This is a genomic window from Clostridium sp. MSJ-8 (assembly GCF_018918325.1).
Taxonomy (GTDB): domain Bacteria; phylum Bacillota; class Clostridia; order Clostridiales; family Clostridiaceae; genus Clostridium.
Genome location: NZ_JAHLQH010000029.1, coordinates 67,424 through 92,849, shown reverse-complemented (window position 1 = coordinate 92,849; position 25,426 = coordinate 67,424). Strand labels below are relative to the sequence as shown.

Sequence of the window (25,426 nt, the reverse complement as noted above, 5' to 3'; positions counted from 1 at the left end):
TATATGGAAAAAGTAATTAATAAGGAAGTAAATATTCATGAAAATGTATCTGTGGTAAATTCAAGTTTTTCTGATTATGTTGAGATTGGACCTTACAGTACATTACAAAATGTAACTATGGGCAATTATTCTTATTGCGGCGAATATTGCATATTACAAAATGTCGAAATTAGAAATATGGTTAATATAGCAGCTATGGTTAGAATAGGTGCACCACAACATCCTATGAACAGACCAACATTACATCATCTTACTTATAGAAGAAAAATGTATGGCTTTGACTGTGTAGATGATGAGGAGTTCTTTCAGGCTAGACGTGATAATAAAGTTATTATAGGAAATGATGTTTGGATAGGTCATGGCGCTATTATAAGAGAAGGAATAACTATAGGGGATGGTGCAATTATAGGAAGCGGAGCAGTAGTTACCAAGGATGTAGCTGATTATGAAATAGTTGGTGGAGTTCCTGCAAAAAGAATTAGATATAGATTTTCAGAAGAAACAATTAATAAGTTAAAAAACATTAAACTATGGAATTGGAGTCATGAAAAGATAAAAAGGGATTTTAAGGATTTTTTATTAGACGCAGATGAATTTGCAGATAAATATTATAAGGAGAGTTGTCAAGATGAAGGAAATGATTAAGATAGAGAATTTAAGTAAATCTTTTACTATTCATAGCTTAAATAAGCATATAAAAGCATCAAAAAATATAAATATATCTCTTAATGAAGGAGAATTCATAGGAATTACTGGTAAAAGTGGTAGTGGTAAATCAACAATACTTAAATGTTTATACAGAACATATTTGCCAGAAGAAGGAGACATATGGTATAGATCAAAGAAGTTTGGAGATATTAATTTATCTACAGCAAGTGAGAGAGAAATAATATATCTTCGTAAATATGAAATAGGTTATGTTTCTCAGTTCCTTAATTGTATGCCAAGAACAACAGCTAGACAAATTATAGAAGAGGCACTACTTGAAATGGGTGCTGATAAGGAAAAGGCAGAAGAGGAAGCTGTAAAAATGCTTAGTCATTTTGAGTTAGATAAGGAATTATGGGATAGTTATCCTAATAATTTCTCTGGTGGAGAAAAACTTAGATTAAATATTGCTAGAGCAATGGTTAAGCATCCTAGATTGCTACTTCTTGATGAACCTACTGCAAGTTTGGACAATGCATCTAAGATAAAAGTTAGAGAACTTATAGAACAATTAAAATCAGAAGGAACAACTATGATAGGTATATTCCATGATATAGAATTCATGGAAGGATTGTGTGATAAGACTTACAATATGGAAAAGGGAGGCATTGTATGTTAGGAGATTTACACATTCATACAACTTATTCAGATGGGTCATATTCTAATGAAGAAGTAATTAAAATGGCAAAGGAAAAAGGATTAACACATATTGCAATAACTAATCATGATACAACTAGAGGACTTGGTGAGGCTATAGAGTTAGGAAAGAAGTATGGTATAAAGGTTATTCCTGGAGTAGAGATATCTGCTTATGATTATGATAGAAAGAGAAGAGTTCACATTCTAGGATATAACATATCATTAGAAGGAAAAAATATAAATAATTTGTGTAGTAAAACGTTAGTTAAGAGAAATAGTAATACTCTAAAGCAAGCAGCTATTCTAATAGAAGAAGGATATGATATATCCTTAGCTAATTTGAGTAAAGCTTGTGAGACAAGTAAGGTTCTATATAAGCAGCATATTATGGAAGAGCTTATTAACAAGCATTATTGTGATAGTATTTACTGTGAATTGTATTATAGATTATTTAAGAATAATGGTGTATGTGCAATGGATATTGAATATGTAGATGCAAAGGATGCTGTAAAGGCTATAGTAGCAGATGGAGGTATACCAGTATTAGCACACCCTGGTGAATTTGACTCTTATGACATTATTGAGAGCTTGGTTCAGTGTGGATTAAAAGGAATAGAAATAAATCATCCTAAAAATACAACTAATGATGTTAAGAAGATTAAAGAATATGCAGAAAAATTTAATCTATTTTTAACAGGAGGAACTGATTATCATGGCAAGTATGGAGATAAAGACATTGAATTAGGGGATGTACAGTCTCCAGAAGAGGCATTAAAGATATTATAACAAAAAACCAATAATACTTAACATAGATGTAAAATGGTTTTAATTTAAGGAATATATAATAATCACTGTAATAAGTAATGAAAAGCTTACGTATATGTTTAGGAGGAAAATTTAATGAAAAAAATAATTACTTTAGTTTTAAGTGCAATGATGATGGTAGGATGTGCAACAACATTTATGGGATGTGGTTCTTCAAACTCAGGATCAGACAGCAATAGTAAAAAGGATGATTTAAAGAAAATCACATTTGTATGGTATCCTAATGAATCAGGTGGAGAATATGAAGAAGCAAGAAATGAATTTATTTCACTTATAAAAGAAGCAACAGGACTTGAAGTTGAAAGTAAATTAACTACAGACTATTCAGTAGCAATTGAGAGCTTGGCAAATGGTACAGCTCAAATGGGATATTTAGGAGCACAAGGATATGTTGAAGCAAATACAAAGAATAAAGCCGTTCAACCATTATTAGTAAGTAGTGGAGAATCTGGAACATTAGATGATGCACTATATTATAGCTGGCTTGCAGTTAGAGCTGAAGATGCAAATGAATATAAAGATGGTGATAGTTATTCAATAGATAATATCCAAGGCAAAAAGATGAGCTTTGTATCAACTTCTTCTACATCAGGATTTAAAGTTCCTACATCTAACATAGTTAATTATTTCTCTACACAAGACAAGTGGAAGAACTTAACTGCTGATGATTTATTAGAAGGTGGATCAGATAAATTCTTCAGTGAAGTAGCATATGGTAACTCACATCAAGGGTCAGCAGTAAATTTACTATCTGGTAAATCAGATGTTGCAGCATTCTGTGATACAGAATTAATGCCTTATTCAGAAGTTGCAGATGGAGAGTTAAATGATATTGGAACAACATACAAGATTAAGGATGGAGCAGCAGATCCATTTACAGATATGGCTGGAAAAGAATATACAACAATTGCAGTATCACCAGTTCTTAATTCACCATTTGTATGCAATACTGATGAAGTAAGTCAAGATGTAATAGATAAAGTAATTAAATATTTTACATCTGATGAGGTATCTAATAATGAAAAGATATTTGTACCAAAAGATTCAGATAGTGTTGGTTTCTTTACAAAAAAAGGTGATGAGAAATTTATAGCAGTTAAAGATGATTGGTTCGAACCAATAAGAAAATTATCTAAATAGAAATAGGAGTGTACAATAATGGAATTGCTTCAAGTTAATAATTTATGTAAAGAATATACAGGTGGAACAAAGGCGCTTGACGATATTTCTTTCAGCGTAGATGAAAAAGAATTTGTTACAATAATAGGACCATCAGGAGCGGGAAAATCAACATTATTAAGATGCTTTAATAAATTAATTGATTATACTGATGGTGAGATAATCTTTGATAACAAAGTTATAAAAGATGTTAAGAAAAAAGACCTTAGAAAATTAAGAACTAATATAGGTATGATATTTCAACATTACAATCTAGTAGATAGATTAAGTGTTGTTGAAAATGTACTACATGGAAGACTTGGATACAAGTCTTCTATAGTAGGAGCAATGGGAATATATTCAGAGAAAGAAAAACAAGATGCTTTCAATATACTTAAGAAACTAGGACTTGAAGATCAAGCATATAAAAGATGTGATCAATTAAGTGGAGGTCAGAAACAAAGAGTTGGGATAGCTAGAGCATTAATTCAAAATCCTAAACTATTATTATGTGATGAACCTATAGCTTCATTAGACCCTAGTTCTTCTAAAGTAATTATGGATCAGATAAAGAAAATAAATAAAGAAATGAATATAACTTGTATATTGAATTTACATCAAGTAGATGTTGCTATTAATTATTCAGATAGAATAATAGGTATAAATGGAGGAAGAATAGTATTTGATGGTAAACCTTCTGAATTAACTAAGGAAAAAGTACATGAAATATATGGTTCAGATTATGGGAACCTTATAATAGATTAGGAGTGGAAATATGAAACTTAAGGCAATGCAGAAGAGAAATAGAACAATAGGATTTGTTTTTATATTATTAATAGTAGCAGTGCTTATATGTTCAAGCTTTGTAGAATTTGATTTTGCAGGAGGAATACAAGCTGTTCCCAATGCACTTAAATTCTTATTTACTCAGTTTGTCCCAGATAAAAATGCACTTGCAAAATTACCAGATATAATAAATAAACTTATAGAAACAATTCTCTTATCAATAGCAGCAACAATGACTGCAGCAATTCTATCAATTGTATTAGCTATCTTTGGTTCTAAAGTTACAAGGATAAATGGAGTATTTAGTACAATAGCAAGAACTATTGCATCTATATCTAGAAATATACCAGATTCTGTTTGGGCATTAATATTTCTATTATCATTTGGTCAGAATATATTAACAGGATATTTTGCATTATTCTTTGCATCACTTGGTATACTTACAAGATCATTTATAGAGATTATGGATGAAGCAAGTGTAAGTTCAGTAGAAGGGTTAAAATCAGTAGGAGGTTCTAGACTTCAGATTGTAACTCAGTCAGTAATACCATCTAGTTTACCAGGAATGATGAGTTGGATATTATATTTAATTGAGAATAATATTAGAAGTTCAACATTAATAGGAATACTTACAGGAACAGGAATAGGTTTTTCATTTGATGTTTATTATAAGAGTATGAACTATCAAACAGCAGGATTAGTAGTTGTATCTATAGTCGTAGCTGTAATATTAATAGAACTTACATCTAATAGAGTTAGGAGGGTAATACTATGATGGAAGTAAGTAGTGCACAGGAAGCTAGTGCTTATCTTAATCTTAATAGAAAGCTATCTTTTTCGGGAAAAATTAAGATAAAAAGTACGGATAAAGCAAGTGTATATACAAAAGCAACTATTGGAATACTAAGTTTATTAACAATAATAGGTTTTATGTCCTTTGATTATAAGGATTTAAATTTTTGGGATGCAGTAGGGAAAACATTACAAAATTTCAAAAGGATGTTCTTACATGCGGAACTTATCCATTTTGATTTTGCTACAGCATTAAATCAAATAGGAATAACAATTGCAATAGCATTTTTAACTACAGTAGTAGGAGCTTTTATAGCTTTAATATTAGCAGTATTTGCAGCTAAGAATTTAACAAATGCTAAAGTATCTAACACAATAAAGATGGTTGTAGCCTTTATAAGGGCTGTACCAACTGTATTATGGGTGTTAATATTTGCAGTAACTGTAGGGCTTGGAAGTGCTGCAGCAATACTTGGACTATCATTTCACACTGTGGGATATTTAACTAAAGTGTATTCAGAATCCTTTGAAGAAATGGATGAAGGTGTTATAGAAGCATTAAAAGCTTGTGGAGCAACTTTCTGGCAGATAGTTACTCAAGCAGTTATACCTACATCAATAAGATATATATTTGTATGGACATTCTTAAGATTCGAAATTAATTTCACTAATGCAGTTGCTATTGCAGCAGTTGCAGGAGCTGGTGGTATAGGATTTGAATTGTTCATGGCAAGTAGTTTCTATTTTACAACTACAGAAGTTGGATTTATTACAATTATGATATTTATTTGTGCTATGATTCTTGAATTTTGTTCAACAAAGGTCAAGGCTAAATTCGCAGTACAAAGATAATATAAATTAACTTTAACCTTATTATACAATATATTTAAACTCACGCATTAAAAAGGAGAAATGTTATTTATATAGCTAAACTAAGAAGTAATGCTAAAATGCAGATATTAGTTTACGTTATATTTATGATGTTTCTTTTTTTAATGTATAGAAAAATATATAATAAGCATTAAGATATATTGATAATAATAGCTATAGTCCTAGTCAGTTCAGGTAATTATAATATAGATATTGAAAATAATAAAGAACGCAGTATTAGGAAAGACAAAATCATCTGGTGGAGTAGCAATAGTAGGCAATAAAATAGTTAACAATATGTTAATAATATATAAATAACTCTTAATATATTTTAACCCCAATAAAATTTAAATTTAAAGATGTATAGCTATAATGTAGTTGTATTCGAAACAAAGGGGGATATAATTAATGAAATCAAAAAAAATAATATCAATTCTGACTGCAGCATTGATCACAGGATCTATGTTAAGTAGTTCATTGCCAAGTATAAGAGTTAATGCAGCTACCAAGGTTACACAAAATTATGGGAAGCTAGAAGGAAATCCAGATTTAAGATTCGCAGTAATAAGTGATATTCATGTGGCTCCAAATAAGACAAAGGAAAATAACAGATTAAAAAATGTATTTTCAACTATAAATGAATTAGATGAAAATATGGATGCACTTGCAATAGTAGGGGACTTAACTGACAATGGTTCAGGAACACAATATAAAACTTTTAAGAATATTGTAAGTGAAAACAAAAGCGATTCATTAAAGCTAATTGCTTCTATGGGAAATCATGAGGGTGATTCAGAAGAATTATTTACTTATGCAACAGGTAATGATCCTAAGCAAAATATTGTTATTAACGGATATCATTTTATAACATTAAGTCCACGTAGTAGTGATGAAGTATATGGGGGTAGTACTTATAAGCTTGATGAAGAATGGTTAAGACAACAATTAGAAGAAGCTACAAAGGAAGATCCAACTAAGCCTATATTTGTATTCCAACATCATGGGATAAAGGATACATGCTATGGTACAGATGATTGGTATACTGCAGATTTAAAGGATGTATTAGATGATTATCCTCAAGTAGTTGATTTTTCAGGACATTCTCATTATCCATTAAATGATCCACTTAGTATAGATCAAGAAGATTTTACAGCAATTAATACATCAACAACAAGCTACTTTGAATTGGAGTCAGGAATGAAATATGGAACAATTCCTCCAAATGCAGGAGATGCTTATCAGATGATGGTATTAGATGTAACAGGAACTCAAGTAAGAGTAAGAAAACTTGATTTACTATCTGGAAAATATATAGGAGAAGATTGGGTTTTTGATACAGCAAAAGGCAAGGAAGGATTCACATATACAGATGATAGAGCAGAGACAAGTAAACTTCCATACTTTAGTTCTGAAGCAGCAGTTAAAGCTTCAAATATAGATGAAAATGGTTGTACATTAACAATAGATCAAGCTGACATAGATGATCCAATAGGGGATAATAATGATGAGATAGTTCATTCATATAGATTTGATTTCATTAATAAAGCTACTGGAGAAATAGATAGTAGTCAAAAGATATGGTCAGAATTTTATTTCTTACCAATGAGCGATACATTAACTGAATCTTTCCAAGGATTAAAAGCAGGAACAGAATATGAAGTAAAAGTAACTGCACTTAATGCGTATGGTTTAGAGAGTACTAATACTATATCTACAACATTTACAACAGCTAAGGGTTGGGAAATTCCATCTGATGAGGAGTTAGCAAAAGTAGAACTTCCAAGTGCAGATATGTTAGATGTTGATTTTTCGGATAACGAAGGAAAAGATTCATCAGAAACAAATAATTCAATGAAGGTTGTTGGTAATCCGGTTATTTCTTATGATGATACATTACATAAGAATATAGCAACATTTGATGGATCATCAGCATATCAATATCAATTTGATGATAGTAAGTATCAGAAAATGGGAAATGATATGACTATGGCTTGTACTGTTAAGCTTGATGGCATTACTGGAGTAGAAGATGTATTCGGAAATACTCAAAGTTCTGGTATGTGTTATGAAGTTTCACCAATATCAGGTGATGCTAATCATATGAAAGTTGAATTTTGGGTTAGAGTTAGCAATAATGGTTCTAATTCATATAAGATAGTTTCAGCAGTAGTAGATAAGAATGAATATGTAAACTTGGCAGGAACATATGATGGGAATAAGTTAAAACTATATGTAAATGGAGAATTAAAAAGTAGTTTAACTGCTCCAGGAAGCATATTGTATCCAAGTGGATTAATGCAAAGATATTGTATAGGTGCAGATGTAAGTACAAGTGGAGGAATAGAATATTGCTCGAAAGCAAAAATTTCTTCAGCTAAGCTATATAGTAAGGCATTAAATAATGATGAAGTATATAAGTTATATATTAATGAATTAGTTAATAATCAAGAAGTTAACAAGGTAACTAAATTAGAAGCTAAAGATAAATATATTAAAACTAACACTCAAGAAGGCATTAACTTAGATGACATTGTATTTGAAGGAACGCTAGAAGATGGTACAAGTTCAGAATTAAAAGCATCTGAATTACAACTAACAGGAGATTCATCATGGTATACAATATCTGATGGTAAGTTAACTGTAACAGAATCAGGTCCACATATGCTACAAGTTGAAAAAGATGGAGTAACAAGTGAGTTATTAGTATTATCAAAGAATGCTGATGAAGATCAATATGTGTTATATGAAACAAACTTCGATAATGTTGCTGATGGAGAATTGCCTGCAGGTTATTCTAGACTTGAAGGTACTAATTCAAAGGTTGAAGATGGAGCATTAGTATTAGATGCAACTTCAAAAGTTCAAAGAGTATCTCTTCCTGATTATCTATATATGTTTAATAATTATGATATATCAGCAGATGTTCAGATGTTATCTGCAAATGAAAGTAGTAGATGGTGTTCTATAATGTATAGAATTCAAGATGAACCAAAATATGAATATTACCAAATGGCAGTTAGACAAAATGCAACAGCTACTAATGGCGTTGAATTTGCTCAAAGAACAACATCTAACACATGGAATGTAATGAATACACATTCATATACTGAAGCACTAAAAGGAGATACATCTTATAAATTCAATATAAAAGTATTTGGAGATAAGGTTCAGGAATACATTAATGATAAATTAATGATAGCTACTTCAAATGCAACAGAATATCAAACAGGTGGTATTGGATTCCAAACAAATGGATGTAAGGTGAAATATGATAATATAAAGGTTACTTTAAGAGAAAGTGAATTACCAAAAACTGATTCAGATAGATATGTTGATGTAAAAGAAATAAATAATAATATAAGCTTAGCACCAACTAGCGTAAGCTCAGTAAATTCATTAAGTGATATGTCAGTAGTAGATAATGAAACAGCTCCTGCTAATGTTATGGGAACAGTAAATGATAATCTTGAAATAGTATCAAGTGATAATAAAGTTCTAATGACAATAGATGAATTCATAAACAAATTAGAGAATAAGGCAATTCCAGTAATTACAGTTAATAGTACAGTAGCTGCTGAAAAATTAGCAAATTATTTCAATGAAAATAAAATAATAGATGCTACTATTATTTCTGAGAATCCAGACATTATCAATTCTATAAGAACAGCTTGTACAAGTATAAGAGGAGTATTGAAGTTTAATGATACACAAGCACTAACAAAAGATAGAATGATGGAAATTATAAAGGCTACTAATTCATGTAAAGCTAAGACTGCATTGCTAGATTCGAGCATAATAACTAATGATGCTGTTGAATATATGCAACTTAGATTGATATCTGTATGGAGTCAAGCAAATAATAATAGTAATAAAGAATTATATAATCTAATCAATTCTGGAGTAAATGGTATAGTAACATCAGATTTTGATAAATTAGTTTCTATATATAATACTTATGATAAGAATTCTATAATAAGAGAACCTATAATAGTAGGACATAGAGGCACACCATCACAAGCACCAGAAAATACAATGGAAGGATATAAGATAGCTAAAGATGATGGAGCTAAAGCACTAGAATGTGATATCTATATTACAAAAGATGATCATCTAGTAATAATGCATGATGATACTGTTGATAGAACAACAAATGGAACAGGACGTGTTGAAGATTATACTCTTGCAGAATTAAAAGCATTAAATGTTAATAAACAATATCCAGTTGAATATCCAGAAGCAAAGATACCAACACTTAGAGAATTATTTGAATTAACACAAGGAACAGATAGAGTTGTATTTGTAGAATTAAAGTCTGCTAATCCTAAGATAGTTCCAGCTCTTAAGAAATTAGTTGAAGAGATGGGTGTGGAAGAAAACACAGTAACAATCTCATTCAATAAGGATCAAATTCAAAGAATGCAAGAATTAATGCCATGGGCATCATGTGGTTTCTTAAATGGTATAGGTGTAAATGGAGCTGTAACAGAAGGATTAAACAATGTATTTATTAATACAGGAAGTCAGAACTCAACATTTAATCCATCTTATGGATGTATAAACAAAGAAATCGTAGAAGAATTAAAGCATAGAGGAATGACAGTATGGCCATGGACATATAATAATTATAGCTCATTTAAAGAAGCATTCTTAAATGGTGTATATGGATTAACTACTAATTACTCTCAATGGGCATCTAATTGGTTAAGTGATGTAACAACAGAAGAAGGCTCTTATGATGTAGCATTAGGAGAAAAAATTAATGTTAAAGGTATTGGAACTACTTATAAAGGTGAAACTAAGAATGTTGATGTAGAGGTAATACCAGTAGAAAATAATGGAGTTATATCAATAGATAAGGATAACAATATAGTAGGATTAAAAGAAGGAACAGCTTCTATAATGGTTAAGACAGTTGTTAAATTAAATGATGGAACTGATGATAACTACGTATTATATAGTACTCCAATAGATGTTACAGTAGCTCAAAAAGATATAACAGTAGATAGTATATCAACAAGTATAGAATCAAAACATGCAGTTGTAAAAGACTCTATAGAGTTAAGTACATTAGCTACAGGTGGACAGGGAGAATTACAATACAGATTTGTTGTAGCAAAAGACGGTAAGAAGGTATTTGTTCAAAATTATAGTGATAAGAATACAGCAACATGGATACCAGAAGAAGCTGGAACATATAAGATCTATTATAAGGTAAAAGATGAAAAAGGTAGATTAGTTAATAAGAGCATGACTTATGTTGTTAATTCAGAATTAAAGATATCTAGTATAATATCTGATAAAGATGGAAGAGTAGATAGTGTAGTTAATCTTGGATTAAAAGCAAAGGGTGGTTCTGGAAATAAAGATTATAGAATAGTAGTTCAAAAGGATGGTAAGAGCGTATTTACTCAAAATTATAGTGATAAGAATACAGCAGCATGGACTCCAGAAGAGTCTGGAACTTATAAAGTATACTATAAAGTCAGAGATGAAAAAGGTACTATAAAAGTAAAATCTAGTATCATGAATGTAAAAGAAGTTTTAACAATTGATTCATACAATGCTGAATTAGATGATGACACAAAGGTATTAAAGTTAAATGCTAAGGCTACTTCATCATATGATAATGTAAGATATAAGTTCGAAGTTATAAAAGATGGTAATACTCAATATTTAAGAGGATATTCATCTAAAACAGAAGCAAGAGTTAAGCTATCAGAATCTGGAACTTATACAGTTAAATACACAGCAAAGGATAGCAATGGAAATATAATATCTAGAGAAACTATTGTAGAAATAGAATAATCAAGAATAAAAAAAGACAAGGGGCTGTCGTATTAGCAGTTAAAAACTGCTAGCGACAACCCTATTTTTTTATATAAATCAATTATTCTATCTCAAAAATATATATTCTATAGTTTTGATTTATTCTTACTATAAGGTCTTTTATTTTTTTGAACTAGTTTATGTTTCTTTTTAACATTACTTTAACATAGCCATAATATAGATTTTACTCAAGGTTCATATAATAATCTTGTACTTAGAAAACAACAACTTCAGTTCAACATAGAGAATATGAAGTGAAAAAACAAATAATAATGATTCACTGATTTAATATCAGTGGGATGGAGGAAGAATATGAAAAAGAAATTAAGTATGTTATTAAGTTGTTTATTAGTAGGAGGATGCATAGCAGGATGTGGATCTGGATCAGATTCTATAACAGTTGTATCTAGAGAAGATGGTTCAGGTACAAGAGGTGCATTTGTTGAATTATTTGGAGTTGAAGAAGAAGAAAATGGCGAAAAAGTTGATAAAACAACTGAAGATGCAATTATAACAAATAATACAGAAATTATGATGACTACAGTAAAAGGTGATGAATCTGCAATAGGATATGTATCACTTGGTTCATTAAATGATTCAGTAAAAGCACTTTCAATAGATGGAGTTGAAGCTACAGCAGAAAATATTGAAAATGGTACTTATAAAATATCAAGACCGTTTAATATAGCAACAAAAGATGATGTAAGTGAAGTAGCTCAAGATTTTATAGATTATATAATGAGTGATGATGGACAAAAAGTAATAAGTGATGCTGGTTATATAACAGTTTCTGATGGCTCTTTCAAGAGTAATGGAGCAAAAGGTAAGATAGTAGTTGCTGGTTCTTCTTCAGTAACACCAGTTATGGAAAAATTAAAAGAAGCATATGAAAAAGTAAATACTGGTGCAACTATAGAAATTCAAGAAAGTGACTCAACTACAGGTATGACAGCTGCAATAGATGGAACTTGTGATATTGGAATGGCTTCAAGAGATCTTAAAGATAGTGAAACAAGCGAAGGATTAAAGAGTACTACAATTGCAATGGATGGTATAGCAGTAATTGTAAATAATAAAAATGAATTATCAGATATTACATCAGATAACGTTAAAGAAATATATACAGGTGGTGTTACAAGTTGGAAGGACGTAAAATAAAAGGAACTTCAAGAAATAAAAATGCCATAAAAGAAAAAGCAATGGAAATGCTTTTTCTTCTGGCAGCATGTATATCCATTGTGGCTGTTGTGTTAATATGTGTTTTCCTTTTTGCTAATGGTATCCCAGCTATAAAGAAAATAGGATTTGGTAATTTTACATTTGGTGAACTTTGGAGACCTTCGAACAATAAGTTTGGAGTATTACCAATGATTATGGGTAGTATATATGTTACAGCAGGAGCTATATTAATAGGAGTACCTATAGGAATATTAACAGCAGTATTTATGGCAAAATTCTGTTCAGATAAAGTATACAAGATAATTAAACCAGGAATTGATTTATTAGCAGGTATACCTTCTGTAGTATATGGTTTCTTTGGGTTATGTGTATTAGTTCCAATGACAAGAAATTTATTTGGAGGCAATGGAAATAGTATGCTTACAGCCTCTATATTGTTAGGAATTATGATATTACCTACAGTAACTAGTGTTTCAGAAGCAGCTATAAGAGCCGTACCTAATAAGTATTATGAAGGTGCTTTAGCATTAGGAGCAACTCACGAGAGAAGTGTTTTCTTAACAGTACTTCCTGCTGCTAAATCAGGAATACTTGCAGGAGTTATTTTGGGAATAGGTCGTGCAATAGGAGAAACAATGGCAGTTATAATGGTTGCTGGTAACCAAGCTAGAATGCCAAAAGGTATATTAGAAGGAGTTAGAACATTAACTTCAAATATAGTTATAGAAATGGGATATGCAACAGATCTTCATAGAGAAGCACTTATAGCAAATGGTGTTGTACTTTTTGTATTCATTTTAATAATTAACTTTGCATTTTCAATATTAAAAAGAAAGAAGGTGAGCTAGTATGGAAGCAATTAATACTAGAACATTTAAGCAAAAGCTACAAGATTATAAGAGAAGACCAGGATCTTTTATTATGTTTTTACTTACTAATCTAGCTGCCATTTTAACTATAGCAGTACTTGGATTTTTAATTGTTTATATATTAGTAAAGGGTATACCTCATTTAAAACCTTCTTTATTTGCATGGAAATATAATTCAGATAATGTATCAATGATGCCAGCAATAATAAATACTCTTTTAATGACAGGATTAACACTTATTATAGCAGCACCTTTAGGAGTTTTTTCAGCAATATACCTTGTGGAATATGCTAAAAAAGGTAATAAGATTGTTTCATTAGTAAGGGTAACAACTGAAACATTATCAGGAATACCATCAATAGTATTTGGTTTATTTGGAATGTTGTTCTTTGTAACTAAGCTGCATTGGGATTATTCATTGCTTGCAGGAGCATTTACTTTAGCTATTATGGTGCTTCCATCTATAATGAGAACAACAGAAGAAGCTCTTCTTGCAGTTCCAAAGTCTTATAGAGAAGGAAGTTTTGGTCTTGGAGCAGGCAAATTAAGAACTGTATTTAAAGTAGTTCTTCCATCTGCAATTCCAGGAATTTTATCAGGAATAATACTTGCTGTAGGAAGAATTGTTGGGGAAACAGCTGCACTTATATATACAGCAGGAACATTTGCACAAGTTCCAAAGAGTGTATTTTCTTCAGTAAGAACATTGTCTGTTCATATGTATAGTTTATCAAGAGAAGGACTACACACTAATGAAGCATTTGCTACAGCAGTAGTATTGTTAGTAATGGTTATATTTATTAATATGATCTCAACATTTATAGCGAAGAAATTTGCTCAAAAGTAAAAGATAGAATGGAGATTAATGATGAGTACGAAATTTGATATTGAAAAAATGGATTTGTATTACGGTGATTTTCATGCACTAAAAAATATAAATCTAAAGCTAGAAGAAAATGAAATAACAGCATTTATAGGACCATCAGGTTGTGGAAAATCAACATTTTTAAAATCTTTAAATCGTATGAACGATTTAGTAGAAGGTTGTAAAATAACTGGTAGTTTAAAACTAGATGGTGAAGATATATATGGAGATATGGATGTTAATAATTTAAGAAAGAGAGTTGGAATGGTATTCCAAAATCCTAATCCATTTCCTATGAGCATATATGATAATATAGCATATGGACCACGTACACATGGAATTCGTTCAAAAGCTGCATTAGATGAAATTGTAGAAAAATCATTAAAGCAAGCAGCTATATGGGATGAAGTTAAAGATAGACTTAAAAAGTCTGCCTTAGGTATGTCTGGTGGACAACAACAAAGGTTATGTATAGCAAGAGCTCTTGCAGTTTCTCCTGAAGTAATTCTTATGGATGAACCTACATCAGCATTAGATCCAATATCTACATCTAAAATAGAGGATTTAGTTATGGAACTAAAAAAAGACTATACAATAATAATGGTAACTCACAATATGCAACAAGCAACAAGAATATCTGATAAAACAGCATTTTTCTTATTAGGTGAAGTTATTGAATATGGAAAAACTGGAGACATGTTCTCTATGCCTAGAGATAAGAGAACAGAGGATTATATAACAGGGAGGTTCGGCTAAAATGGGTAACGATTTTGATAGAAAGCTAGAACAATTAAATGATGAATTGGTAGAAATGGGTAACTTGATAGAAAAAGCTATAGAAATGGCTATAAGTTCTATGGTTAATCAAGATGCGGAAATAGCACAAAAAACTATAGAGTTTGATGCAGAAATAGATCATCAAGAAAAGGATATTGAAAACTTGTGTTTAAAACTTCTTCTTCGTAATCAACCAGTTGCAAGAGATTTTAGAACAATATCAGCAATACTTAAGATGATAACTGATATGGAGAGAATAGGTGATCAAGCATCAGATATTGCAGAGATAGTTTTATTATTGACTAATGAAAAATATATCAAAAAATTAGATCATATTAAGCAAATGGCTAAAGAAACATCAGTAATGGTAGTTAACAGCATAAATGCATTTATAGTTAGAGATGTTGAATTATGTGAAAGTGTAATTGCTCAAGATGATGTTGTTGATGATTTGTTTTCAAGTGTAAAAAAAGAATTAATTAATTTAATTCATGAAAATCCTGATAATGGTGAGCAAGCAACTGATTTATTAATGATAGCAAAATATTTCGAAAGAATAGGTGATCATGCAACTAATATTGCAGAATGGGCTATGTATGCAATAAAAGGAGTGCATAAAGATTACCAAAATAAATAACATAATACATTTTGACTTTATAAATATATAAGAATTAAGTTAGCTAAATGTTGTAAACTTGAAAAAGGTTATGCAGCTACAACATTTAGCTAACTTTTTTGTTTGAGATTTTTATTTAAATATAATTATTCAATTGCAGTAAGGTCTTCTATATAATTACGTGTTCTCCATTCATTCTTAAGATCAGTTATTACCATAATTGTGTCTCCAGCTTTAACTAGTGTGTTGCCTTTTGGAAGAATTGTTTTATCACCTCTGTTAATAGATACTATTAAAGTATCATCAGGAAGGCCCATATCTTTTATTAAAATATTTTCAGCCTTTGAACCATAATGTACTACTGAATTAATAATAATTTTTTTATTGCTATTTACATGATAATCTTCTAAATTGTTTTTCTTCAACAGATTATCTAAAAGATCATCATATATTGGTGTAGTTTTCATTGCATATGATACAATATAAGCTAATATTGAAACAATGGTTAAGGATAATAGATGACTTAATGAACTAGTCATTTCAGTAATAAGTATTATACCTGTAATAGGTGCTTTTACAATTGCTGTAAAGTATCCTGCCATTGCTAGTATGATAAAGTTGTTAAAGTATATTGGATCAATATTAAGATATTTTATACATATAGAACCAAATATGGCACCTATGCCACTTCCTATTATAAGTAGTGGAAAGAATATTCCCCCTGGAGCACCAGAACCAAAACTAAATATAGAAAATATAAATTTAAAAGCTACTAAAACTATTAAAATAAGAATTCCTTTAGATAAGGTATATTCTTCAAGTAACCTATGACCTCCACATAATATAGTAGGAATAGTTAGTCCTATAATCCCTGAAATCCAAAATACAGGAATCATTCTAATAGAAGGTTTTAGTTTTATTTTTCCGTATAGTTTTTGACAAATATCAATTGTTTTGTTATAAATTGCACCGAAGAAACCACATAATAAACCAAGAATAACAAGCACCCAATATTTATTAAGTGGAATAGGTGCACAATCATTAAATGAAAATACAGGATTTAATCCAAATACTTCTTTTGATATAAAATCAGAACTTACAGCTGCAACAATAGTTGATATTAACACTAAAGGAGAAAAATATTTATAAATTTCTTCAAGTGAAAATATGACACCAGCAAGTGGGGCATTAAATGCAGCAGATAATCCAGCACTTGCGCCACTACTCATGAGTAATCTTCTCTCAAATCTACTACTTTTAAATTTTTTGCTTAAATAATCTCCAGTACAAGCACCAAGTTGAACTGAAGGGCCTTCACGACCTAAGGATAAACCTGATAATATAGACAAAGAACCACCTATTATTTTGTTTATGATAGTCTTTATAGGTCTGTTTTTTAAATATCCCCCCATAAAAGCTTTTACTTGAGGAATACCACTACCGCTACTATAAGGTTCTTTTTCGATTATTTTTCCAACTATATAGCCTAGTAGAGCGAGGAAGATAAATAGGATTATTATATATCTTGGGTTATCTTTTACAAATTTATAAATGTAAAATGAACCTTTTTCAGCATATATAAGAGAAAACCTATATATAATAGTTACTATAGAGGTGCAAATTCCGACAATTAAAGATTTCATTATTAATTTTAATTTTCGTGTTTCATCTCCAGTTATGTATTGTAAATTTTTTTCCAATGTTAATCACCCTCATACATTATACTATGAAAATATCTTGTTTGCCAAAAAAATATTTGAAACGATTGACATAATATTTATAATTATGCTATACTAACATTAAGTTAACAATGTGAAGAGACAAGGGAGTCTATACTATTTAAGTATTGGCTCCTTTTTTCTTTTGTGTTAACAAATCTATCCTATTTTACCAAACCCCTAAAAATTAATATAAAAAAAGAAAATCACTATCAGTCCTACTTATGATATGTGATTTTCTTTTTTTGCTTAACTATGGACTTTATGGTAATATGTAGTAAAAGGAGTTTGAAATATTAATTAAGGGGGGATTTTCTTGAAAAATAAACTTGGAAACATATTATGGGGGCTATTATTCATAATTATTGGAGTAGGATTAGGAGGAAATGCATTAGATTTATGGGATTTTAATTTGTTTTTTGATGGATGGTGGACTTTGTTTATAATTATACCTAGTATAATAAGTATGATTCAAAATGGACCTAATACAGATAATATAATTGCGTTATGTATAGGAATATTTTTATTTATAACTTGTCTAGATTGTTTACCTATGGAAATATTGAAGAAATTAATAATTCCTATAATCTTAGTTATTGTAGGTATTAGGGTTATGCTAGTTGGAACAAAGAAAAAAAATGGACCTAAAAGTATTAATGCAGACAAAGATAATAAGGCTGGCATAGTTGCAATATTTGGAGGCCATGAAACAAAATATCCTAATGAAGTTCTTGATTATGCTGAAGTCTTATCTGTATTTGGAGGAGCAACTTTTGATTTAACAGATGCCATTATCGATAAAGATATAAAAATAGATGTTGTTTCAGTATTTGGTGCTTCAACAATTATTACACCAAGAAATTGCAAGGTAAAGGTTTCAAGTGTGCCTATTTTTGGTGGAACTAGTAATAAGACAGAACAAAATGAAGATATAAATGCACATACTATATATATAAGTGCTACAAGTATATTTGGTGCAACTGATATAAGAAATAGAAAGATAAAAGTAGAGACTAAAAAATAGTCTCTATTTTTAATTACTTATAAATATAGGAAGATTTAAAGGATTAAATGAAAAATAAGTAGTAAAAAATATAATTATAAGCAGGATTGTATAGGAAATAGTTAAAATTTTACTTTTATCAGGCAAAAAAGCATATAAGTGATATGCTATTAGTTGGCCTAAAATAGTTCCTATAATAATTGTTGATATATCAAATAGTAATGAATGAATATCAAGACCAAAAGAAGCAATGTAATATAGAGATAAAACAATATATATATTTGTGATTATTGAAAATGTTAAAGAAACTATAGGTTTTGATATGTTAATGCTAGCTTTTTTTGAAATTATATAACCGAGAATTATATAAGAAATAATTGTAGGATAGATACATAGTTTTAAATGTTCAAATACACTTTCATTACTAGGAAAAATTATTTTCAATATTTCAATTTTAAATAACCAATCATAAGCAAAATGATTAATAAATGCAAGTGCAATAATTAAAGGAATACTTATTATTGTGTATTTAAATATGAATTTATTACTTGGTTTTAATTTAATAACATTATTCATAATATATAACTGTATCTAAAATGAGATAGAAACAGTTTTCCCTCCTTTATGTTATATATGGATGTATTAAATTATTTTTGATAAATTTTTTACATATAGATACTCTCCTTATAAAAAGTTCTTCATTAAAATATATAAAAAATATTTACCTATTATGCTATAATGAAGTAATAAAACTTAAGTAGGAGGAAAATTTAACGGTATGGATATAAATAAAATAATAAAAAAATTATATACTTACCATGAAGCAACAGAAGAGGAGCTTGAATATTTAATAGATAATATTAATTTTCAAGAGAAAGAATATTTAACAGAGATGGCACATAAAACTTCTCTAAAATATTATGGCAATAAGGTATATTTTAGAGGTTTAATTGAATTCACTAATTATTGCTTTAGAAATTGCAACTATTGTGGAATAAGACATGATAATTCTAATGCAGATAGATATAGGTTATCAGTACTTGAGATTATGTCAGCTGTAAAGCTTGGGTATAGTTTAGGGTATAGAACTTTTGTACTTCAAGGTGGAGAGGATTCTTATTATACAGATGAAGTTATGATAGATATAATAAGAAGAATAAAAAATACATATTCAGATTGTGCAGTAACAATATCCATTGGGGAGAGAAGCTATGAATCATATAAGAAGATGTTTGATGCAGGGGCAGACAGATATCTTTTAAGACATGAAACAGCATCAGAGGATTTATATAAAAGCTTACATCCTAATTCTGATTATGCTAATAGAAGAAAATGTTTATATAATTTAAAAGAAATAGGATATCAAGTTGGAGCAGGGTTTATGGTAGGCTTACCTAATCAAACTACTAAGGATTTAGTAAAGGATTTATATTTTTTAAAAGAGTTAGAACCAGCAATGGTTGGTATAGGACCGTTTATACCCCATAAAGATACGCCTCTTAGAAATTGCATAGGAGGTACATTAGAAAAGACTTTGATAATGTTATCACTTATTAGACTTATGTTACCAGATGTGTTACTTCCTGCAACAACAGCTCTTGGAAGTATTAATCCAATTGGAAGAGAACTTGGATTAAAAGCAGGAGCTAATGTAGTTATGCCAAATTTATCACCTACTTATGTGAGAGAAAAATATTCATTGTATGATGGTAAGATATGTACAGGTGATGAAGCAGCAGAGTGCAGAAATTGTATTGAAAAAAGAATTAATCATGCAGGATTTGAACTAGAAATAAGTAGAGGCGATAATATAGCTTGGCAAAAAAAACAAAACTAAGGAGGAATTTGTAGATGAATGCTACACCAAAAGGAAGCAGAAAACATATAATAATATTTGGTAAAACTAATTCTGGTAAATCTTCTCTTATTAATGCAATATGTGGGCAAGATATTTCCTTAGTTTCAGATAAGAAAGGTACAACTACAGATGCAGTATCAAAGTCAATGGAATTGATACCAGTTGGACCTGTTGTATTTATCGATACTGCTGGATTATGTGATGATACTGAACTTGGTGAACTTAGAACAAGAAGAACATATGAATATTTAAAAAGAGCAGATATTGCGATATATGTAAGAGATATATTAGATTTAGATGACGATAAGTTTATAGAAACTGTACATAATTTCAAAAAATATAATATACCATATGTTGATGTTATAAATAAAACAGACATGATATCACAAAAGGATATAGAAAATTTGAAAAAAAATTATCCTAATAGTATATTTATTTCATGTAAAGATAAACTATCTATAGGAGCACTAAAGGAAAAAATAATAAATATAGTAGAGAAGGATTCAGAAGAGGTGTCACTTCTTAAAGATTTGGTTCCTTATGGCTCTAGTGTTATATTAGTTGTGCCTATTGATTCAGAAGCACCTAAAGGAAGACTTATATTACCACAAGTTCAATGTATAAGGGATTGTTTAGACAATGGTATTAAGAGTTATGTAGTTAGAGATACTGAACTAGAAGATGCCCTTACAGATCTTAATAATGTTGATTTAGTGATTACTGACTCACAAGCTTTTAAGAAGGTTAATAAGATTGTTCCAGAGAATATTAAGCTTACTAGCTTTTCTATGCTATTTGCAAGACAAAAAGGCGACATAGAAGAATTTATAAGGGGTGTAGAAGCAGTTAGAACATTAAAAGAAGGAGATAATGTTTTATTTGCTGAGAGTTGTACACACAATGTATCTCATGAAGACATTGCAAGAGTTAAGATTCCTAGGCTACTTAATAACTTTGTAGGGGGAAAGCTTAATTATGATTATAAGATTGGGTATGATTTTACAGAGAATACCAATAAGTATAAACTTATAATCCATTGTGGTGGCTGTATGATTAATAGAAAGACAATAATTAATAGGATTAAGTTATGTAAAGAGAACAATACTCCAATAACAAATTATGGGGTCATTTTATCATTTTTAACTAATACACTAGATAGAAGTAAGAAAATATTTGATATATAACATTTACATTTAGTTAGGAGGGGGATTTTGAAAAAGGTATTATTTAGTAGACTAGCTATTACTGTAGTTTTAGTTTTTATTCAAGTTTTAATATTAGTTTTAGGAATACTTAAATTAAACGAATCATTTGTTTATTTCTATGCATTTTTTCAAGTTTTTAGTATTATAATAGTTATTTATATTGTAAGTAGGAAAGACAATCCATCCTTTAAATTAGCATGGATTATACTAGTGGCCTTTTTACCATTGTTTGGTGGTTTGTTTTATATTATTCTAGGTGGTAATAAAGTTGCAAAGCATATAAAGAAATATATGGATAAGATTGATAATGAATATAGAGGTAGTTTTTCTCAGGATGAACAGGTTTTAGAAGAGCTAGAGAATGAAACAAGTACAATAATTGCACAAGTGAATTATCTATATAAGAATTATGGATATCCAGTATATAAGAATACAACTACAGAATATCTTTCTCCAGGAGAGGATTTCTTTGAAGTTCTTATGAGAGAACTTAAGAAGGCCAAGAAATATATTTTTCTAGAGTATTTTATTATTGAAGAAGGTAAGATGTGGAATTCTGTTCTCGAGGTGTTGAAGGAGAAAGTTAAAGAAGGGGTAGAAGTAAGAGTTATTTATGATGATTTTGGATGTATAGCTAAATTACCAAATCATTATGATAAGGTATTAGAGTCATATAACATTAAAGTTAAAATATTTAATAAAGTAGTTCCTATTATTTCGGCTGTTGTAAATAACAGAGACCATAGAAAGATTGTGGTTATAGATGGGCACACAGCGTTTACAGGTGGTATAAATTTAGCAGATGAATATATTAATGAAGTAGAAAGGTTTGGTCATTGGAAGGATTCAGGGATTATGCTTAATGGAGAAGCTGTATGGACTTTCACATTGATGTTCTTGAAGATATGGGGCGAATCTGCAGACAATATTAATTTATATAGGCCACATATTCATTATGAAGGAGCTTTTAAGACTGATGGTTATGTAATGCCTTATGGAGCTAATCCTCTTACACCAGAATCCATAGGAGAGAATGTATATCTTAATATAATTAACAAGGCTAAAAAATATGTATATATAACAACTCCTTATTTGATAATAGGCAATGAACTAATTACATCACTTATATTAGCAGCCAAAAGTGGTGTTGATGTTAGAATAATTACTCCATATAAGGAAGATAAATGGTATGTACATATAGTAACAAGAGCATATTATGCACAACTTATAGAAGCTGGTGTAAAGATATATGAATATACACCTGGTTTTATACATTCTAAGAATTTTGTTGCAGATGATAAGATAGCAACTGTAGGTACAATTAATCTAGATTATAGGGCTTTATATTTACATTTTGAATGCGGAACCTTATTATATAAAACAAAAACAGTAGCTGACATTAAAAAGGATTTTATAGAAACTATGGAGAAGAGTAAATTCATTACTTTAGAAGATACCAAAAAGGTGAAATGGAGTAATAAGATTTTAAGATCAATAATTAGAGTGTTTTCACCATTGTTATAAAAATATTATAAGGTCTTTTCCATGAAAGTGTTGAAGTTATAATGGTAATGTTATCTAATAAATTACTTCAACAGGGTTATGGAAAAGACCTTATATATTTATATGTGTTCTATTTGTTAAATTTGGCTAAGAAATAAGTAATTACTATAGTAAGAGCATAGTCATATACTAAAAATGCAATATTAGCACCAATGAACATAAGCAATATAGAAACCTTTATGTTACCTAATACACTTGGTAATGCGAAATATACTATAGCTAAAATTATATTAAAAAAAACAAGTTTCAATAATATTTCTAAAGAAGTATTATGAAGTCTTTCTATAAAGCATTTTATTATACCATATATACCAAAGATTGCTATATACATAATTAAATATGTTATTGGTAAAAACATAAAACTACAGATACTTGTTATAATATAAACCATTATTGCAGTTTTAATATCTGTTTTTATTATTGTAATAGGAATAATACTAGAAACTATAGTTAATATAGCTAATGTGTTTATTGGAATTATATTTGTTAAATATAAAATAACTAAACTTAGAGCAACACTTATTCCGCCAATTGCTAATTTGCTGCTTTTCATAATAATCACCTTTTCTTTTTTTATTTTAACAGCAACCTATTAAATCTCCACCCATACATTCACATAAAGAATCTAAACACCATAGATTTAAGCAACAATTACAAGCATCATCTGCGTTACTAGTAGTTTTATAATATGGATTGCTATAATTATTTGTTCTATTTTGAAGTTTGTTTAATGTTTGTCTATATTCCATGTTGTTAGGATTCATATTGCATGCAGTTCGTATATTCTGAAGGGCAGAGTCATACCAACCTCTTTGTAAATGGCACATACCAGTTAAATAGTAGTATTCTGCAGTTCTAGTACCAACTCTAGATAGTATTTGCTCACAAGCAGCAATATTACCTCTTGATATATATGCTCTTGCTTGTTGCAACATTGAATCATCAGTTCCATTACTTGTATTATTATAAGAATTAGAAGAATAGTTATTTGAGTTAGATGAGGCATTTCCATTAGTTAACATTTGATATGCTTCATTTACTTCAGCTAATTTTTTTTCAGCTAATTCTTGAAGTGGATTATCTCTATATTGATCTGGATGATATTGCTTTACTAATTTTCTATATGCACTTTTTATTTCTTCTTGACTTGCGCCAGGTTTTATGCCTAGTACTTCATATGGGTTCATTAAAAGCACTTCCTTTCTTGCTTTCTTTTATGTTATTTAAAACTTTTAAGTATTTGTCCATCATACCTAATGATAGAATATTTTCAATTATAGTTTTATTTTTTTTAAATTCAAGTTTGTTAAATATATCCACACAATTGTATGCACAATTTAAAATGTTGAATTCAATACGTTCTTGTATTGAATTTTTAAGTTGAATATAGTTGAAATTCGATTCATTGAATAAGAATTCAACGGGATTAAACTTACCTTCTTTCATGTCCTCTTCTAAGTCATCTAAAGCATCAATTAGATAAATCCATTTTCCTAGTGTATATCCAAATTTGTATAAGAGTTCTCGCTTATCAATACTATCATTATATAATGAATTAGGATATAGTTCTAGAATTTTACCTACTATTGTGCTAAAAGGATCACATATTTCATCTAAGGAAGAAAAGTTTTTTGTCTTTTCAAGTGTTGAAAGCCTTTTGAGTTCCTTTTCAATAATCTTATTAATATAGAGAATATCTTTTGTAAACTTCTTGTTATAAGGTGATAAAATATGTAATAAAAACTTGCTTTTTATGTTATTATCATCATTAACATCATCTAATATTTTATAGTATGATAGAGAAACATTCATACTAGCTGCATAAGTTATAGCAGGATTATTATATATAATTGCTGGTTTCTTTATAGGATGTGATATACATCTCTTATTAATTGCTTCTATTTTAGTTTCACATAATCCATCTAAAAATATAGCCAAGAAAGTCATATCATAATTTAATGATAACCTTGGAATGTTGCCATAATTTTTTTTGATTTCATGACAGATTCCACAATAATATCCTCGAAAAGTATTATATTCACGAATCTTTAATTCTGGTTTTAAAGGAATAACATATCCAAACATAGAAATCTCCTTTAACTCTATTATAATATTAATCATTATACATAAAAAGCAATTTATTCTCAATGGAAAAGTTTAATGTTTAAT

General features: G+C 29.4%; 22 protein-coding genes. 17 read left to right on the top strand and 5 right to left on the bottom strand.

The window, feature by feature from the left end; translation table 11 throughout:
* The first annotated feature begins 3 nt into the window (after positions 1–3).
* The 13 genes from KQI77_RS05990 to phoU all read left to right on the top strand — a co-directional run bounded on the left by KQI77_RS05990 (position 4) and on the right by phoU (position 15,931).
* Positions 4–645: a DapH/DapD/GlmU-related protein gene (locus KQI77_RS05990; RefSeq protein ID WP_216389361.1), complete on the top strand. Its 642-nt coding sequence runs from the start codon at positions 4–6 to the stop codon at positions 643–645.
* Positions 629–1,327: a phosphonate C-P lyase system protein PhnL gene (phnL, locus tag KQI77_RS05985; RefSeq protein WP_216389360.1), complete on the top strand. Its 699-nt coding sequence runs from the start codon at positions 629–631 to the stop codon at positions 1,325–1,327. The genes KQI77_RS05990 and phnL overlap by 17 nt, the downstream gene beginning before the upstream one ends.
* Complete coding sequence (locus tag KQI77_RS05980) at positions 1,321–2,133, top strand: PHP domain-containing protein (protein ID WP_216389359.1); 813 nt, start codon at positions 1,321–1,323, stop codon at positions 2,131–2,133. Before phnL ends, KQI77_RS05980 begins: the two co-directional genes overlap by 7 nt.
* A 114-nt stretch (positions 2,134–2,247) precedes the next feature.
* Positions 2,248–3,312 (top strand): phosphate/phosphite/phosphonate ABC transporter substrate-binding protein, encoded by a 1,065-nt coding sequence (locus KQI77_RS05975; RefSeq protein ID WP_216389358.1) that lies wholly within the window; start codon positions 2,248–2,250, stop codon positions 3,310–3,312.
* 18 nt (positions 3,313–3,330) lie between these two features.
* On the top strand, positions 3,331–4,095 hold the full coding sequence (gene phnC, locus KQI77_RS05970) for a phosphonate ABC transporter ATP-binding protein (RefSeq protein ID WP_216389357.1): 765 nt from the start codon (positions 3,331–3,333) through the stop codon (positions 4,093–4,095).
* Between the two features lie 10 nt (positions 4,096–4,105).
* A complete protein-coding gene (locus KQI77_RS05965; RefSeq protein WP_216389356.1) occupies positions 4,106–4,891 on the top strand; it encodes an ABC transporter permease in 786 nt (261 codons plus the stop codon).
* Positions 4,888–5,760, top strand: coding sequence for an ABC transporter permease (locus KQI77_RS05960; protein WP_253289361.1), 873 nt, complete (start codon positions 4,888–4,890; stop codon positions 5,758–5,760). The genes KQI77_RS05965 and KQI77_RS05960 overlap by 4 nt, the downstream gene beginning before the upstream one ends.
* Before the next feature lie 426 nt (positions 5,761–6,186).
* Positions 6,187–11,583: a glycerophosphodiester phosphodiesterase family protein gene (locus tag KQI77_RS05955; RefSeq protein WP_216389355.1), complete on the top strand. Its 5,397-nt coding sequence runs from the start codon at positions 6,187–6,189 to the stop codon at positions 11,581–11,583.
* Between the two features lie 333 nt (positions 11,584–11,916).
* The gene (locus KQI77_RS05950) at positions 11,917–12,762 is read left to right on the top strand and encodes a substrate-binding domain-containing protein (RefSeq protein ID WP_216389354.1); all 846 of its coding nucleotides are present in this window, start codon (positions 11,917–11,919) and stop codon (positions 12,760–12,762) included.
* 41 nt (positions 12,763–12,803) lie between these two features.
* Entirely contained in the window at positions 12,804–13,631 is an 828-nt protein-coding gene (pstC, locus tag KQI77_RS05945) for a phosphate ABC transporter permease subunit PstC (RefSeq protein WP_216389393.1), read from the top strand.
* A gap of 1 nt (position 13,632) precedes the next feature.
* On the top strand, positions 13,633–14,499 hold the full coding sequence (gene pstA / locus KQI77_RS05940; RefSeq protein WP_216389353.1) for a phosphate ABC transporter permease PstA: 867 nt from the start codon (positions 13,633–13,635) through the stop codon (positions 14,497–14,499).
* A gap of 21 nt (positions 14,500–14,520) precedes the next feature.
* Complete coding sequence (gene pstB, locus KQI77_RS05935) at positions 14,521–15,273, top strand: phosphate ABC transporter ATP-binding protein PstB (protein ID WP_216389352.1); 753 nt, start codon at positions 14,521–14,523, stop codon at positions 15,271–15,273.
* A 1-nt stretch (position 15,274) separates the two neighbouring features.
* Entirely contained in the window at positions 15,275–15,931 is a 657-nt protein-coding gene (phoU, locus tag KQI77_RS05930) for a phosphate signaling complex protein PhoU (RefSeq protein ID WP_216389351.1), read from the top strand.
* 125 nt (positions 15,932–16,056) lie between these two features.
* On the opposite strand, the gene KQI77_RS05925 is transcribed toward phoU, so the two are convergent.
* A complete protein-coding gene (locus tag KQI77_RS05925; RefSeq protein WP_253289360.1) occupies positions 16,057–17,610 on the bottom strand; it encodes a ClC family H(+)/Cl(-) exchange transporter in 1,554 nt (517 codons plus the stop codon).
* Between the two features lie 334 nt (positions 17,611–17,944).
* Between KQI77_RS05925 and KQI77_RS05920 the strand changes: the two genes are divergently transcribed.
* Positions 17,945–18,652, top strand: coding sequence for a LiaF domain-containing protein (locus KQI77_RS05920; protein WP_216389350.1), 708 nt, complete (start codon positions 17,945–17,947; stop codon positions 18,650–18,652).
* Between the two features lie 9 nt (positions 18,653–18,661).
* On the opposite strand, the gene KQI77_RS13270 is transcribed toward KQI77_RS05920, so the two are convergent.
* Positions 18,662–19,207, bottom strand: coding sequence for a DUF6512 family protein (locus tag KQI77_RS13270; RefSeq protein ID WP_367397279.1), 546 nt, complete (start codon positions 19,205–19,207; stop codon positions 18,662–18,664).
* Positions 19,208–19,415: 208 nt separating this feature from the next.
* Here KQI77_RS13270 and hydE point away from each other — a divergent pair, with 208 nt between their 5' ends.
* Genes hydE through cls form a run of 3 tightly spaced genes read left to right on the top strand, consistent with a single transcriptional unit; the run spans position 19,416 to position 23,218 of the window.
* Positions 19,416–20,468, top strand: coding sequence for a [FeFe] hydrogenase H-cluster radical SAM maturase HydE (gene hydE, locus KQI77_RS05915; RefSeq protein ID WP_216389391.1), 1,053 nt, complete (start codon positions 19,416–19,418; stop codon positions 20,466–20,468).
* Between the two features lie 14 nt (positions 20,469–20,482).
* The gene (hydF, locus tag KQI77_RS05910) at positions 20,483–21,673 is read left to right on the top strand and encodes a [FeFe] hydrogenase H-cluster maturation GTPase HydF (protein ID WP_216389349.1); all 1,191 of its coding nucleotides are present in this window, start codon (positions 20,483–20,485) and stop codon (positions 21,671–21,673) included.
* Positions 21,674–21,700: 27 nt separating this feature from the next.
* Positions 21,701–23,218: a cardiolipin synthase gene (gene cls, locus KQI77_RS05905; protein ID WP_216389348.1), complete on the top strand. Its 1,518-nt coding sequence runs from the start codon at positions 21,701–21,703 to the stop codon at positions 23,216–23,218.
* Positions 23,219–23,327: 109 nt separating this feature from the next.
* Here the strand turns inward: cls and KQI77_RS05900 are convergent, their stop codons facing one another.
* The 3 genes from KQI77_RS05900 to KQI77_RS05890 are packed head-to-tail and all read right to left on the bottom strand — an operon-like array spanning position 23,328 to position 25,342.
* Positions 23,328–23,810, bottom strand: a complete 483-nt coding sequence (locus KQI77_RS05900) for a hypothetical protein (protein WP_216389347.1) — start codon at positions 23,808–23,810, stop codon at positions 23,328–23,330.
* A 25-nt stretch (positions 23,811–23,835) separates the two neighbouring features.
* The gene (locus KQI77_RS05895; protein ID WP_216389346.1) at positions 23,836–24,444 is read right to left on the bottom strand and encodes a J domain-containing protein; all 609 of its coding nucleotides are present in this window, start codon (positions 24,442–24,444) and stop codon (positions 23,836–23,838) included.
* Entirely contained in the window at positions 24,431–25,342 is a 912-nt protein-coding gene (locus KQI77_RS05890; RefSeq protein WP_216389345.1) for a DUF5685 family protein, read from the bottom strand. Before KQI77_RS05890 ends, KQI77_RS05895 begins: the two co-directional genes overlap by 14 nt.
* Positions 25,343–25,426: the final 84 nt, after the last annotated feature.